We start from the raw sequence: 14,361 nt of genomic DNA, 5'->3' as shown, positions 1-14,361 counted from the left end.
GCCACCGCAATAATAATGCATGATTTTGCGCACGGAATGGGCAGGCAATCCCTGTCCGGCGTCTGGCGATACCGGAAAAGGGCCCGAGCGTGATGCCGTCCCCACAATTGGGCAAACCGAATTCTTTAAGGCTCTATTATTAAGTCATTAAGACAACTAAACGCTATCTTCGTCACGAGAGACCGTGCCAGCCAGCTTGGCTTCATCCTCGATCGCTTCGTCAATCGACTTGATAGCATCTTGGATCTCGGTGAACTCGACAGCTCTCTCGGGAATAAATGCAGCTGTGTTGATGATGATCTCAGCCATCTCGCGTCGGTGCGCGACCAGCCGCTCACGTGCTTTCTGAAGCTGCTGAACGTAACGGTGCGTCATGGGACCAATCCGCTTCGAACACAGGTTAAGGCGCGCCAGAATATCACGGTTGCCTTCAGAAGATCGATCCCATCCGCGGATTGCGCGAGAACATCAAGCACCAAAGCAGAGAATGGCCTACCGAGTACCAGCATAGTGCCGATAGCTCGGCGAAAGGAACTGGAACCGCGCAAGAGCTTCGCTGGCGAGGAACGGCACCCATCTCCTGGGGCTTTCCTCTAGGCGTCTGCTCAGGCGCCGGAGCGAAGGAGGCACAAATGTCGATCGTGAAAATGGTGGAGTTGTCATCCCAATCGCCGGACAGTTGGGAGGAGGCCACGCGTCAGGCGGTAGAGCGGGCCGCGCGCACGCTGCGCAATATTCGCTCAGTCTGGGTTAAGGAGTTCGAGGCCGTTGTGGAGAACGAGCAGGTCACGCAGTTCAGGGTCATCCTGAAGATTGCATTCCAGCTCGAGGAAGACGAGAGCGCGAGGAGTATGGGAAGCGAGGAGATCCTGGGCTTGGAATGATGCCCTTGGTCTGCCTCTCGGGTCTTGAGACCGGCAATTCTGCGAGGGCTGGGCCCGGCGGGCGTTATCTTATCTGCCGGGCCCCGGGCCAGAGACTGAGAGTAAAAGGCCGGGCGAATTCATCGAGAAGTGTTGAGCAGTGATTGGTCACCATGCTCAGGCAATGGCGTATCCATCAGCGATGGAACGTCCAGCCTTTGAGTTGGCGATCGAGACCCTCAGCAGCCGTATTGTCCGCACGCTGGATATATCCGCTGACGAGGAGTTCGGCTTCCTGCCGACGTGCCGCAATCAAGGTTGTTAAAAAGCCGCAGCTTCGCTCGCTAAAGGAAAGAGCCTTTTGCCCTTCGAGTTTAGCGGACTTGCGTCGAAGATTGGCCAGTGAATGGCGAAGTAGAGCGATAATCGTCAAGGAACGGACTCCGTACTGGAATTCTAGAGATCCTTGAGCGTTTCCCCTGTCTTATATGGCCATTTTCCTGGCAGTTCAAAACAACTGAAGCTGCATGTTCGTCATGCAGCCAGTACATGGAGACACGAACTTTTAGCCGCTCTTCCCATTCCCACGTCTGCCGTGTCGCACGGCCATAGATCACTCTTCACCCCGGAGACAAACAAGCCGGGGACCATAGGCCTGAGCTACGATCCCCTGAGCTCACGAATGCCTTGGATCGGGAGTTATGAGGCCTTTGCCGGTGCCGTGTAGAGGCCTGCGAACTGCTCACGCAGCACGTTCTTCTGCACCTTGCCCATGGTGTTGCGCGGCAGCTCATCAACGAAGACGACCCGCTTGGGCAGCTTGAACTTCGCCAGACGGCCATCGAGTGCGGCCAGGATCGTCCGCTCGTCCACCGTTACCTCCTTCGAGCGGACCACGACGGCCGTGACGCCCTCGCCGAAGTCCTTGTGCGGCACGCCGATCACGGCACTCTCGAACACTCCCGGGATGGCGTCGATTTCGTCCTCGATCTCCTTTGGATAGACATTAAAGCCCCCGGTGATCACCAGATCCTTGCCGCGCCCGAGAATGTGCACGTAGCCGCGCTCGTCGATCTTGCCGAGATCCCCGGTGATGAAGAAGCCGTCTGGGCGGAACTCGGCAGCCGTCTTCTCGGGCATGCGCCAGTACCCCTTGAACACGTTAGGCCCCTTCACCTCGATCATGCCGATCTCATTGTGCCCCAGCTCCTTTCCATTTTCGGGGTTGGTGATGCGCACAGACACGCCCGGCAGGGGCAGGCCGACGGCGCCCGGCACCCTATCCCCGTCATACGGGTTGGAAGTGTTCATGTTAGTCTCGGTCATGCCATAGCGCTCCAGGATGGCATGGCCCGTGCGCGCGCTCCACTCACGATGGGTCTCAGCAAGCAGAGGCGCGGAGCCCGATACGAACAGGCGCATGCCGGACGTCGCCTCCCGCGTCAGACCCGTATGCTGCAGCAGGCGGACGTAGAAGGTGGGCACGCCCATCAGTGCCGTGGCCCGGGACATCAGCCCGAGGATCTCGTCGGCGTCGAACTTCGGCAGAAAGATCATCGACGCGCCGGAGAAGAGGGTCACGTTGCTTGCCACGAACAGCCCATGGGTGTGATAGATCGGCAGGGCGTGGATCAGCACGTCGTCCGCCGTGAAGCGCCATACCTCCTTCAGGGTCAGGGCATTGGACACGAGATTGTCATGGGTCAGCATGGCGCCCTTGGAGCGGCCGGTCGTGCCCGAGGTGTAGAGGATCGCCGCCAGGTCATCGCCGGCTCGCTGCACCGTCGCGAAAGCCTCAGAGGCATCGTCTGCAGCCTTCATGAGAGAGCCCTGCCCTTTCGCGTCGAGCGTTTCGACTGCGGCTCCCACCTTCGCGGCGAGTTGCTCGATCCCTTCGCGCTTGGCCGGATCACAGACCACCAGGGACGGCTCGGCATCGCCGATGAAGTAATCCAACTCCGCCAGGGTATAGGCGGTGTTGAGCGGGAGATAGACCGCACCAGCCCGGACGGTCGCAAGATACAGCACCAGCGCCGGAACCGACTTCTCGACCTGGACGGCGACACGGTCGCCGGGCTTGACCCCGCGGGCGGCGAGTACGGTGGCCAACCGGCCCGATAGTGCGATCAGATCGGCATAGCTAACCGTCTCGCCAGCAGGTGTTGTGATGGCAGCCTTTGCAGGATCGAGAATTGAGCGTTCGAAGCGGTCGAACAGGTTCGCATTCATGGCATGAGCTCCGAAGCGGGCGTCAACGATGGTCTCGGTCAAGGCATTGGGGGTTGTTGTCATCATGGGGCTGGCATCAGATCATGGGAGGGCAGATCGGCCCGCAAGGCTTTGCGGACCGTGGGAGAGGCAGCAATCACGCCCTTCTCAGCAAAGGCCTCGTGATTCTTCTCGATCTCATCGAGGGCATAGAGATAGTTTACCATCAAGCCATGCGACTGCTTCAGGCCTTTGGCGGAGACGTCGCCGAGGAAGTTCAGACGTTCGAGCCGTGCTCCATTACCGAGATGGAATCGGGCCACCGGATCGATGGAACGGCCCTTGGAATCCTTGGCCCTCAGGAAGTAATAGGCTGCAGCCGATAGAAGAACATCGCGAATTTTCTCCACCTGCTCCGGATCATTGCTCCAAGCTGGCTCATCGAGGATCCCGAGAACCTCTTTTGATGCCACATCGAGACAGGCCGACTCCTCTGTCTTGCGCTCGCGCTCAAGCCAGCGTGCGAAGCCAGGGACCGGTGACAGCGTCACGAATGTCTTCAGGTTCGGCAGTTCGCGCGTGAGGTTCTCCACCACCTGCTTGATCAGGAAGTTGCCGAAGGAAACACCCCCGAGTCCCTTCTGCGTGTTCGAGATCGAGTAGAACACGGCGGTCGTTGCCTCGGTCGCGGCAATCGGCGAGCGGGACAGATCAAGAAGCGGACCGATTGCACCGGGAATCTCCTTGGTCAGCGCCACCTCGACGAAGATCAGCGGCTCGTCGACGAGTTGCGGATGGAAGAAGCCGTAGCAGCGGCGGTCCTCAGGCTGAAGACGGTTGCGTAGATCGTCCCAGTTCTGGATTGCATGCACCGCCTCGTAGCGGATGATCTTCTCCAGGATGTTGGCAGGCGTGGTCCAGTCGATCGGTCGCAGCACCAGAAACCCCCGATTGAACCAGGACGAGAAGAGATGAATGAAGTCAGCGTCGACGCACTTGAGTTCCGGGTGCTTGGGCAAATATTCGAGCAATTCCTCGCGCATCCGCACCAGTGCCGAAGTGCCGCCAGGAGCGAGGTTGAGACGCCGGATCAACTCCTGTCGCCGGGGCTCCGCCGCGGCATGCAAACTCTCGAGCGCATCCGTTCCCTGGTCCTGGCGGATGGCCTCGATCGCAAGATCGATCCGACGGCGGTCGGGTCCGAAGCGATCCGCTAGCGCCTGGAGGAACGCGAGACGGTCCGCGCTTTGCGCAGCACTGTAGCTCGCCAATAGAGTTTGCGCGAGTGCCACTCCCGACGCCTCGCCTCTTCGCGACAGCAGCATCTCGCCCACGGTCGGGAGAGCGTCCTTAGCGACGATCTCCCGACCCGCTTTCTGACCGAGCAGGGAGCGTCCCCGCTCGGTCAGTGTATCAATCAGGTCGCTAAGGAAGGCAGGCGCTGCCTCCAGCCCGGCCATTGATCGAGAGAGCTTCACGTTCACCTCCTTCATCCACGACAGACGACAAGCTTCAAAGCACGACGAACAGAGCCCAGACGACGATCGGTGCAATCAGCGTGACAATGGCGCCGTAGGCCATGAGCTTGCGGAAGAACGCTTCGCGGTCGACGCCTTGGGCGTTAGCCAGAACAAGAGCACCATTGGTGGAGAATGGGCTCACATCCACAATAGTCGACGCCACAGCCATGGCGGCAATGAAGCCAATCGGACTAACACCTGTGCCCGACTGCAGGAATGGCACGGCGAGCGGAATGAGAGATCCGAGGACTGCGGTCGAGGACGCGAAAGCGGAGACGACGGCGCCGATGAAGCACAGAAGCAGAGCGGCGAGCATTGGAGACGCCAGACCCGCCACGCTGTCACCGACAAAGGAAATGGTCCCCATCTTCTCGAGCACGACCACGTAGGTGCTCACACCGGTAATCAGCATGATCTCCGGCCACGAGACCTGTCCCATGGCACGCTTCTGCAGGTTCGGCGCAATCAGTGACAGACCGAGGCCGATGGTGATGGCGACGAAGCCGATGTCGAGATTAAAGGCAAGGGTAAGGACCGCCAACAGGATGAGACCACCGAGGGTGAGCACTCGATACCAGTGCGGGCTTTCAGCTAATTTATCAGCGCCGTCGCCACTGGCCAGCGCATCGTCGCGCCGGTTGCTTAGCATCCTCTCTTCGGTCAGTGCCTCGGATTCGGCATCGCCGTAAACCTGAGGGCCGGCTTGCGGGACCGTGATGGCGACGTGCGGAACGGCCAAGGCCAGATTTCCAGCCGCGGCCGGAACTGCCGCAGGGGCCATGGACACCGGTGCCAACGCGGCAGCCTTAGCATTCCGGCTGACTTGGTTCGCCGACACATCAGCTCTGGCATGAAGGAGTTTGCGCCCGCCGAGAGCGAAGAAGAGCAGAACGGCGACGGCAAGGTTCACGCCAAAGCTCGCCAGAAAGGTCACGATCTCGTTGAGCGGCAGTCCGGCTTTCGCCACGATCCGGTTTGTGATGCCGCCATAGATGCTGATCGGCGAGAAGCCGCCGGCCTGAGCGCCATGGATGACCATCAGACCCATGAGCAGCGGATTGATGCTGTACTTGAGCGCAAATCCAAGTGCGATCGGCGCAATGATCGCGACCGCGCCAGGGCTGACGGCCCCGACGGCTGTCAAGACAGCGGAGATCCCGAACATGATCCATGGGATCGCGACGATACGCCCTCGCACAGCCCTGACCGCAAGCCGGACGAGCCAGTCGATAGTGCCGTTATTCTGGGCAATGGCAAAGAGAAAGGTAATCCCGACCAGCGTCAGGAACAGACCGCCTGGAAAGCCGGCGATGATGGCGCTGGTGGTTTGGCCGGCCACCAAGGTTCCGACTAGGAACGCACCGACGAATGCCAGCACTCCCATGTTGATTGGCAGAACCGTAGCCACCACGAACATGGCGACCAGGGCATAGATTGAGATCAGCTGTGGTGTCATGTCACCCGCTCCTCTGTTTCCTCCTCTGCGTCGGCGGACGAACGGCCTCAGGCCAACTCGCGGGGACTGCGCAGGCGGGTCCCTCATTTTCCTTGCATGGAAGATTGCGTCGTTCTGCATTAGGTGTCAATGTTCTTGTATACAACAATTTGCTTGTGAGATTATATGCTTCTGATTTAGAATGCTGGCGAGCAGGACGAGTACGATGAGACGCGCTCAGGCCTTACGAGACGCCCTCGAACAGGATATTATTACAGGAAAGTTCCGCCCCGGCGACAGGCTGGATGAACAGAGCCTGGCAGCTCGGTTTGAGGTTTCGCGGACCCCGATCCGGGAGGCCCTGATGCAGCTTGCCTCTACGGGCCTAGTGGAGTTGCAGGCACGGCGGGGCGCCTTTGTTGCCTCGCTCAGCTTCAAAGACGTCGTTGAGCGGTTTGAGGTCATGGCCGCGCTCGAGGGTATGTGTGGAGCCCTGGCGGCCCGCCGGATCACGGAACCCATGCAAAAGGAGCTCGAGGAGGCGCACGAGGATTGTGTCCGGGAGGCGTCGCAGGAGAATGCAGATGCCTACTACTATGCGAACGAGCGCTTCCATCACATGATCTACAAGGCCTGTCAGAACACTTTTCTGGCGGAGCAGGCCCAAAACCTTCATGCCCGGCTCAAGCCGTACCGACGGCTCCAGCTGCGGGCCCGCAGCCGAGTAGCCAATTCACTGGCAGAGCACCAGGGCATCGTGGATGCTATCCGTGCCGGGGACAGCGATCGGGCGGAACGGCTCCTCCGGGAGCATATTCTGATCCAAGGAGAGCGCTTGGCCGACTTCATCGCGACTTTCGATCGGGCGGCTTAGCCGCCGGGTCAATTGCGGAGCATTCTGGAGAAGCCAGCAGCTGCAGGGGGCATGCGTAGAAAACAGACGAGGATGCAGAGGATGTCTCCTGCCATTCAGGAACGTCCGGCCTTCCCTGTTTAAGCTGATATTCGGCATATTTCCTGGAAGTGCCACTGAACGACATTCTCGCTCCCATCAGAAGTCTTTCGGCGTCTTCCAATTCCGTGCCAGATGATCTTGTGAGTGTCACCACCATAGACCAGCCCCTTCCGGTGAGAAGGTGCCGTAGGTTCCATGGGCATAGATCAAGGGCCGTGTGGTCGACCGTGAGGCAATGCCTGCCACCGCTCCAAAGAAGACGCTGTGCGTCGCCATCCTCACCACTTCAGTCACATGGCAGTCGAAGCTCACGAGAGCCCCTTCAAGGACAGGAGCGCCGGTCACGAGCGGTGACCATTCGCCGACCGTAAACCGCTCCTCGCCCTTGAGCCCCGTTTCTCCCGAGAAGCAGCGAGCCATGCTGTTCTGACCGCTTGCCAGCAGGTTGACCGAAAAGCGACCGCTCGCGCGAATGGGCTCGTGGGCGCTGGCTCCAGAATTGATACACACCAGAAGCGTAGGCGGGTCCGCCGAAACGGAGCAGACAGCTGTCGCCGCAAGACCCGCCCGGCTTCCCTCGTGCTCCGTCGCGATGATGGCGACCCCTCCGGCCAGATGGCGCATGGCCCGCTTGAAATCGTCTGCTGTTGTCATGGCTCCCTCGCGCCAGCCATTCGTCACGGCTTCTGCTGATCGGGCCTACGAACAATCACCGGGTAAGCTGGTCCCGCCTGCCCTGACTCCACGGCCCGCGCGAGGCGGACCACCTCCCCGGCCAGAAGACGGCATGCGACGCGTGTGTCATCCGCCAAGCCACTCCCTATGAAATGGGCGTTTTGCGCGTACACAGTTCCCGGAACGGTGTAGGCCCTGAAGAATGACAGCAGGGGACGAAGCTGATGCTCTAGCGCCAGGAAGTGGTGATCGCTCCCACCGGTGGCGACAAGCCCGACGGCCTTGCCGCTCAAGGCGTCGTTCGGCAGCAGATCGAACAGGTTCTTGAAAGCACCCGTATAGCTGCCGCGGTACATGGGCGAGCCGACCACATAGGCATCGGCGGCTACGACTGTGTCGATCACCCGTCGCGTTTCACCCTCGTACACCTCGGGCGGACGGCCGTCGCAGAACACAATCCCCCTGTGCGACACCTCCAGAAGATCCGTTTCAACCCCGGGTTCCTGTGCCGCCACATCCAGAACCTCCTGGATAAGACGGCTGGTACGGGAGCCTCGACTGAGGCTCCCGCTGATGCCCAGCAACCGCATCAAGCCACCTTCACGGCCCTGTCCGCGTCGGTCTGGCTGCGCCGGCTCGGCAGCGCCTTCACGCGGGGAATGATGCGCTCGCCAAAGACGGGCAGCTCATCCGTGAAGTGCAGGAAGCCGCAGAGGAACAGATCGACGCCCACGGCCTCGTATTGCGCGATGCGCTCGACAATCTGATCCTCGGTGCCGATGAGACGGGTCTTGAAGCCGTCGTTGTACTGGATCAGATCCTCGAACTTGGAATTTGCCCACATGCCCTGCTTCTCGGGTGAGGCGGCTCCGGCCTGTTGGACCGCCTGCCGGAAGCCTTCGACCGCTTCCTTGTCGGCGTTCTCGACAATCGACCGCAGGGTGGCGTGCGCTTCCTCCTCCGTGTCACGGAGAATGATGAAGCCATTCAGGCCGAATCTGATCTCGTTCGGATCCCGTCCTTCTTCGACGGCGAGCTGACGGATCTCTTGGATCTGCGCCGCCACATCCTCGATGCTGCCGCCGTTCATGAAGTACCAGTCGGACACACGGGCGGCCATCCGGCGTGCAGCCTTTGAGTTGCCTCCCTGGAAGATCTCCGGGTGAGGCTTCTGCACGGGCTTCGGCTTCAGCGGCGCCTGATTGATCGTGTAGTAGTTGCCCTTGAAGGTGAACTCCTCCTGGGTCCACATGCCTTTGAGGACGCGGATGAACTCCTCGGAGCGGTGGTAGCGCTCGTCATGCTCGAGCCAGGGCTCGCCGTAGCCCTCAAACTCACCCTTGAACCAGCCGCTGACGATGTTCACCGCCGCGCGGCCTTGGCTGATGTGATCGACCGTGGCGACGGCCTTGGCGATCACGCCGGGATGCCAGAATCCAGGGTGGATGGCGGAAATGAGCTTGATCCGCGTGGTGACGGCAGCAAGGGCGGAGGTCAGCGTCAGGGCCTCGAGCTGGCTGTCAGCGCCATAGCTGGCGAAGAAGCGTGCCTGGGAAAGCGCATAGTCGAACCCGACCCGTTCGGCGGTCTGAACGAGTTCCTTATTGTACTCGAAGGTCCAGTCGGTGCGTTGAGGCAGCTTGCTGACCACAAGCCCGCCACTGACGTTCGGCACCCAATAGGCGAACTTCACTCCCATTTCCTGCACTCCGTTCAGGTGAGTTGTCGTTGGAGCGGTAGGAAAGCGGACAGAGTCGTTCTGGTCAACAGTTTTTTCCGGTATAAAGAACAAATCGTTCTTTCCTGTGGAGCTGCCGAAGGCTTCGGACCTGTGGCTTGGCTCGGTAGCGCATCGCATCGACCAGTAAGGCAAAGGCCAGCGAGGATCGGCGTCGGCGGGGATAGTCAGGTGATAGCCGGACCAGGGTTGACACCAGCTCGCGAGCACCTGGGTCATCGGCGCGCACAAACCGATCACCGCACCAATGAGGCGCGTGGGGGGCCGCTCCGCTGGACGCAAGTTGTGCCGGCCACCGAGGGGTAAGCCAATGCGTTCCCGCTCAAGAGCATGTATCGCGAAGCTTACGGCTGTTATCGCACGCTCCGAGCCGGGCATCCGCGCTCGGCCAACAAGTGGGTGGCACGAAGCGTTGACCAGATCGCGCAGTGCGACCCCTATGCGTTGATCCACATGATCTCGCCGCCCCCTGCTGATGATAGCCGCTACGGAAGCTGATACGGCGCGCTTCAGCGTCGACGCGATTGAGAAGGCTCGGAAGAAGGAGCTGTACTGGATCGAGGGCGCCAGCCATGTCGATCTTTACGGCAAGGATGAGTACGTCACCCCGGCTGCCGCGAAGATGACGGGCTTCTTCCGGGAGCATCTCGGCGACCGTGACTAGACGAAGTGTATGACTTAGAGCTCTGGCCGACGAAGCGGTCGCGTGCACTGTGTATCACACTGCTAAAATGACTTCGGCTCGGCATCCCGGTTGAAGCAATCTCATCCTATGAGAGATGGCCCCAGAACCGTTGTCTTATGAACCGCGTTGACCCGAGACAGCGGCGACAGGGCGCCCTGGCAGAGAGGTTCAGCAGTGTTGAGTTTCAAAACCGTCGAAGAAGTCTGCGAGAGCAAGAGCATCACCCTTGTCCTTCATCCCGCTATCCGTCGAGCCGTGGAGGGTTATGAGGAGAGCTTCTATATAGGCTTACGCTGCTTCCTAAAGGGAGAATCCGACGGCATTTTCTTCCTGCCTCTCCATGATGGTGGATATGTCCGTCTCGTATTCTCCCAACGCTACTCTTCAGGAGGGCACGCGATCCTAAGAGTTGACCCGCTGACCTCAGAGGGGCTGCAGCGCATTAAGATGGCGCTTGACGCCGGCTATTGAGCTTCGCCGCGGAACCGCCAATCTCCCGTCTTTTCTCTGGGTGCTTTCTCGTTTTACCGGAGTTTGACTATGGCTGATCAGGAGAACCGTCCCGCCCCCCGGCTGAACTGGCTGTCGACCACGATCAAGCTGCACTCGGTCGCGAAGCCAATATGCATCTGAAGCCAGACAGCAATCTGTCCACCTGTAGGGCGGCAGATAAACTCGTCGGGAAGATGGGCGACCGTCGCCATCGACCTGCGGAGATCACTGCTGCTCCGTCCACACAGGATCAGTCGTGACCAAGCGATCAAACCGGGATCTAAACATGACGTGAAGCGGATGACGGAGATGAGGAATGGCCCCCGACCTGGTCATCTCCTGCCTAGTGCAGCCTCTCTATTCAGAAGCTCCGCTTGTTGCATCTCTTACTGAACGCCAGATACGATCCCCATATCCACATCGACAGTGAAACAGGATTTTCTAATGGACAAGCGTCGGCTCGGTCGCTCAGACCTCATGGTTTCGCCTCTCTGCCTCGGCGGCAACGTCTTCGGTTGGACTGTGGACGAGACAACATCGTTCAAGCTCCTCGACACCTATGCCGAGGAGGGACTCAACTTCATCGACACGGCGGACGTGTACTCCACTTGGGTTCCAGGCAATACAGGCGGCGAGTCGGAGACCATCATCGGCAATTGGATGAAGGCTCGCGGCAATCGCGCCAAACTGATCATCGCCACCAAGGTCGGTTCCGAAATGGCGCCCGGCAAGAAGGGACTTTCGAGAGCCTATATTCGCTCAGCTGTCGAAGCCTCGCTTCAGCGGCTGCAGACGGACTACATCGACCTCTACCAATCGCACCGGGACGACCTGGAGACACCCCAGCAAGAAACACTCGAGGCGTACCAAGAGCTGATCCGAGAGGGTAAAGTTCGAGCAGTCGGCGCCTCGAATTTCACGGCGGCTCGACTGAGGGAAGCTCTGAGGGTGAGTGCGGAACTCGGATTGCCGCGCTACGAAAGTCTTCAGCCGGAATACAATCTCTACAAGCGCGCAGAGTACGAAAACGAGCTTGAGCCTCTTTGCCGCAAAGAAGAGATCGGTGTCATTCCCTACTACGGTCTTGCCAGCGGGTTCCTGACAGGCAAGTACCGCTCGGAAGCAGATTTTGGAAAAAGCCCGCGCGGCGGCAGAATGAGTGCGTACTTGAATGAACGCGGCATGCATATTCTTGCGGCCCTGGATGATGTCGCCGCGCGAAAGAACGCGAGTCTGGCCCAGGTCGCCCTGGCTTGGCTGATGGCACGACCCGGCCTGACGGCTCCCATCGCCAGCGCCACAAGCCTTGAGCAGATGAAGGATCTTGTGGCGTCAACACAACTGCGCCTTGACGCTGCGGATATCGAGCAACTCGATCAGGCCAGCGCCTGGAAGTAAGGCCTCGCTCGACTTCACGCTGCCATCAAGATGAGATCCTCAAGTATCTCGAGGGTTACAGAACGCACAGCATAGTCATCGAAAAATAGGACATGAGTGCTGTGATCGCGCTTTCAACGGCCGGACGGGGCTAGGCCTAGAAGCTCCCCGTCCGACCGATCATCCGATCTGCTAATCGCCGGCCGCTGATGATCTCCTGTGCGAGGAGGACCGCCTGCTACCCTTCTTGCCCTCGCTGGTGCCGCGATCCTCGCCCGACGAACCGCCGAGTGCGCTCGTCACGACATCACCTGCAGCTCCAATAGCCGCCGCAGCGACCTCCAGTGGAGCGGCGACGATCTCGGCACCGAGACTTCCTGCGGCCGACACGGCGTCCCTGCCCGGCCGCAATCCGCTGCTCTGCCCCTGCTCGCCTCTCTGAGGCTTCTCAAGCACGCTCGCGACCGCCCTGAGGGCCTCCGCCATCACCGCACGTGCCTGCGGGGAAGTGAGCGTTGTCTCGAGGGTCGAGAGCCATGCCATCGGGTTCATCAGGCTGGCCTGCGACCGCGAACGGGATGCGGAGCGAGCCGGCGCCGTGGACCGCGACCGCGACGCACCGGAGGTCGCGCGGGCCGCCGTGCGTGATCCTGCGGAGGAACGGGATTTCGTGGGAATAGTCTGCGACTTCGTCGCGGATCGGGGGCCGGTCATCGCCTTGGGCTGCGCACGCTTAGGAGCGGCATTCCCTCTTTTAGCGGCAGATCGGGAGGTGGACTTCGATGCCGATTTCTGCGGCTGCTTCCGGCTCCTGCTGGGTTGTGAAGAACCGTCCTTCTTGTTCGTAGCCATTGTCATTCCTTCTTCTGCTGAGGCCGCAATCGGCCATGCTGAGGAGCGGTGGTCCTCGACGAGGACAATGAAGACGTGCCCGTTCGGTTCGCACGCACAAGGAGTCAAAAATAGGAATCCTGCTCTCGGACTTTTTAGGCAGGCTTGTAATTGATAGCGGAAGGTCCGAAACAGGGCATAAGAGGGAGCTCCCTGCCTTTTTGAATGTACGCTTACCAATGTACGCTTACCGTACGTAAGACGATGAAGGAGCAAGGTCCGCTCTGTGCCATTACGAGGCATTCTGGCCTCACGCGATCCGTCATTGCGGAGCACCTGGCGGCCCCTGGTGGAATTCCGAGGGCTGTTTTGGAATCGGCGCCGCGTCAACGGGGAGCAGTCCGCCCTGGCTCAGATTGCTCCCCGGCGATAGGCTATCCTTCGTACTGCTCGTCGGAGACCTTCTCCATCCAGTCGACGACCTTGCCGTCCTGCACCTCTTGCAAGGCAATGTGCGTCATGGCCGTAGAGGGGGACGCGCCATGCCAGTGTTTCTCGCCCGGCGGAAACCAGACGATGTCCCCGGGACGGATCTCCTCGACCGGGCCGCCCCAACGCTGCACGCGTCCGGTGCCGGCGGTGATGATCAGGGTCTGACCAAGAGGATGGGTATGCCAGGCGGTGCGTGCGCCTGGCTCGAAGGTGACTGAGGCCCCTTGAACGCGCTCCGGGGCAAATGGGTTGAACAGAGGATCGATACGTACCGTGCCGGTGAACCAATCGACCGGCCCCTTCCCGGAGGCCGCCGAGCCCGCTCTCATGATTTCCATGGTTTGTCCTTTCGAAGTTCCTGTTCAGCAGCCCGTGACAACTCGCTGACTGCCGTTACGAGGCCCCGTTGTCCCACCCCTTACCAAGGCTGATTGGCCGGACCGACGGTTAACTCATTGATGGTGGTGTCCTCGGGCTGGTCGATAGCGAAAGCTACAACGCTGGCGATCCGATCCGGTGAGATCCCATACCCGTCATAGACGTTCTGCATTTGCTCGGCCAATTCCTTATGGCGGATCGTGCCCAGCAGCTCAGTGTTGATTGCAGCGGGGTAGATCGTCGCGGTACGCATCGGGCCGGAGATGCGGCAGGCGATAGTTGGAACGCCGGACTACTTCAAGACACACCCAGTGCCGAAGCGCCCCGAAGACCTCACCGGCCATCGCTGCATCAACCTACGGCGTGTCACGCGCGGAGGATACTTCCCTTGGGAGTTCGAGAAGCGCGGCCGCGAAATCAACGTGCGGGTCGAGGGCCAACTCGCCGTCAACAGCCTGGATCTGGCACGGAGCGCCGCCCTGGACAGGCTCGGGCTGGCTTACCTGCCGGAGGACTTGGTCGAAGCGCATATCAGGAAAAAACAGCTCGTGCGGGTGCTGGAAGATTGGTGCGAACCCTATCCGGGCTACCACCTCTATTACCCAAGCAGCCGCCAACACGCTCCTGCCTTTGCCGTCGTGCTGAACGCGCTTCGCTTCCGCGGCTGATGGCAGAAAACACGCCTGGCGGTTGAGCCACAGCCGCAGAGTCT

The 14,361-nt window shown here is 60.3% G+C and carries 15 protein-coding genes and 1 pseudogene; 5 read left to right on the top strand and 11 right to left on the bottom strand.

The window, feature by feature from the left end; all coding sequences use genetic code 11:
- Nucleotides 1–156: 156 nt before the first annotated feature.
- On the bottom strand, nt 157–375 hold the full coding sequence (locus ACUXUR_RS00470) for a hypothetical protein (RefSeq protein ID WP_445500321.1): 219 nt from the start codon (nt 373–375) through the stop codon (nt 157–159).
- Nucleotides 376–632: 257 nt separating this feature from the next.
- Here ACUXUR_RS00470 and ACUXUR_RS00465 point away from each other — a divergent pair, with 257 nt between their 5' ends.
- The gene (locus ACUXUR_RS00465; RefSeq protein ID WP_445500320.1) at nt 633–884 is read left to right on the top strand and encodes a dodecin family protein; all 252 of its coding nucleotides are present in this window, start codon (nt 633–635) and stop codon (nt 882–884) included.
- A gap of 175 nt (nt 885–1,059) precedes the next feature.
- On the opposite strand, the gene ACUXUR_RS00460 is transcribed toward ACUXUR_RS00465, so the two are convergent.
- From ACUXUR_RS00460 to ACUXUR_RS00445, 4 genes are all read right to left on the bottom strand, one after another.
- Complete coding sequence (locus ACUXUR_RS00460; protein WP_445500319.1) at nt 1,060–1,296, bottom strand: hypothetical protein; 237 nt, start codon at nt 1,294–1,296, stop codon at nt 1,060–1,062.
- A gap of 266 nt (nt 1,297–1,562) precedes the next feature.
- Nucleotides 1,563–3,092 carry a malonate--CoA ligase gene (locus tag ACUXUR_RS00455; protein ID WP_445500852.1) on the bottom strand — a complete coding sequence of 510 codons (1,530 nt, stop codon included), beginning with the start codon at nt 3,090–3,092 and terminating at the stop codon, nt 1,563–1,565.
- Between the two features lie 62 nt (nt 3,093–3,154).
- Nucleotides 3,155–4,531, bottom strand: a complete 1,377-nt coding sequence (locus ACUXUR_RS00450; protein WP_445500851.1) for a malonyl-CoA decarboxylase — start codon at nt 4,529–4,531, stop codon at nt 3,155–3,157.
- Between the two features lie 52 nt (nt 4,532–4,583).
- Nucleotides 4,584–6,047, bottom strand: coding sequence for an SLC13 family permease (locus ACUXUR_RS00445; protein WP_445500317.1), 1,464 nt, complete (start codon nt 6,045–6,047; stop codon nt 4,584–4,586).
- A 205-nt stretch (nt 6,048–6,252) separates the two neighbouring features.
- On the opposite strand from ACUXUR_RS00445, the gene ACUXUR_RS00440 reads away from it, so the two are divergent.
- The gene (locus tag ACUXUR_RS00440; protein WP_445500315.1) at nt 6,253–6,900 is read left to right on the top strand and encodes a GntR family transcriptional regulator; all 648 of its coding nucleotides are present in this window, start codon (nt 6,253–6,255) and stop codon (nt 6,898–6,900) included.
- Nucleotides 6,901–7,128: 228 nt separating this feature from the next.
- Here ACUXUR_RS00440 and ACUXUR_RS00435 read toward each other — a convergent pair whose 3' ends face one another.
- From ACUXUR_RS00435 to sfnG, 3 genes are read right to left on the bottom strand one after another with little or no spacing between them, the layout of a single operon-like run.
- Nucleotides 7,129–7,635 (bottom strand): flavin reductase, encoded by a 507-nt coding sequence (locus tag ACUXUR_RS00435; RefSeq protein ID WP_445500314.1) that lies wholly within the window; start codon nt 7,633–7,635, stop codon nt 7,129–7,131.
- A 23-nt stretch (nt 7,636–7,658) separates the two neighbouring features.
- Entirely contained in the window at nt 7,659–8,246 is a 588-nt protein-coding gene (locus ACUXUR_RS00430) for an NAD(P)H-dependent oxidoreductase (RefSeq protein WP_445500313.1), read from the bottom strand.
- A complete protein-coding gene (gene sfnG / locus ACUXUR_RS00425) occupies nt 8,246–9,355 on the bottom strand; it encodes a dimethylsulfone monooxygenase SfnG (protein ID WP_445500312.1) in 1,110 nt (369 codons plus the stop codon). Before sfnG ends, ACUXUR_RS00430 begins: the two co-directional genes overlap by 1 nt.
- 514 nt (nt 9,356–9,869) lie before the next feature.
- Between sfnG and ACUXUR_RS00420 the strand changes: the two genes are divergently transcribed.
- On the top strand, nt 9,870–10,058 hold the full coding sequence (locus tag ACUXUR_RS00420; RefSeq protein WP_445500311.1) for an alpha/beta hydrolase family protein: 189 nt from the start codon (nt 9,870–9,872) through the stop codon (nt 10,056–10,058).
- A 957-nt stretch (nt 10,059–11,015) separates the two neighbouring features.
- Nucleotides 11,016–11,969, top strand: coding sequence for an aldo/keto reductase (locus ACUXUR_RS00415; protein WP_445500310.1), 954 nt, complete (start codon nt 11,016–11,018; stop codon nt 11,967–11,969).
- 171 nt (nt 11,970–12,140) lie between these two features.
- Here ACUXUR_RS00415 and ACUXUR_RS00410 read toward each other — a convergent pair whose 3' ends face one another.
- The 3 genes from ACUXUR_RS00410 to ACUXUR_RS00400 all read right to left on the bottom strand — a co-directional run bounded on the left by ACUXUR_RS00410 (nt 12,141) and on the right by ACUXUR_RS00400 (nt 13,902).
- Nucleotides 12,141–12,800, bottom strand: a complete 660-nt coding sequence (locus tag ACUXUR_RS00410) for a hypothetical protein (RefSeq protein WP_445500309.1) — start codon at nt 12,798–12,800, stop codon at nt 12,141–12,143.
- Nucleotides 12,801–13,213: 413 nt separating this feature from the next.
- The gene (locus ACUXUR_RS00405) at nt 13,214–13,609 is read right to left on the bottom strand and encodes a (R)-mandelonitrile lyase (RefSeq protein ID WP_445500308.1); all 396 of its coding nucleotides are present in this window, start codon (nt 13,607–13,609) and stop codon (nt 13,214–13,216) included.
- A gap of 80 nt (nt 13,610–13,689) precedes the next feature.
- Complete coding sequence (locus tag ACUXUR_RS00400; protein WP_445500307.1) at nt 13,690–13,902, bottom strand: short-chain dehydrogenase/reductase family oxidoreductase; 213 nt, start codon at nt 13,900–13,902, stop codon at nt 13,690–13,692.
- Between ACUXUR_RS00400 and ACUXUR_RS00395 the strand changes: the two are divergent.
- Nucleotides 13,886–14,317: pseudogene (locus tag ACUXUR_RS00395) on the top strand (LysR substrate-binding domain-containing protein); the annotation flags it as partial. The gene ACUXUR_RS00400 and the pseudogene ACUXUR_RS00395 overlap by 17 nt on opposite strands.
- Nucleotides 14,318–14,361 lie beyond the last annotated feature (44 nt).

The organism is Microvirga medicaginis (assembly GCF_052658925.1).
This window is presented reverse-complemented; position numbering and strand designations above follow the sequence as displayed.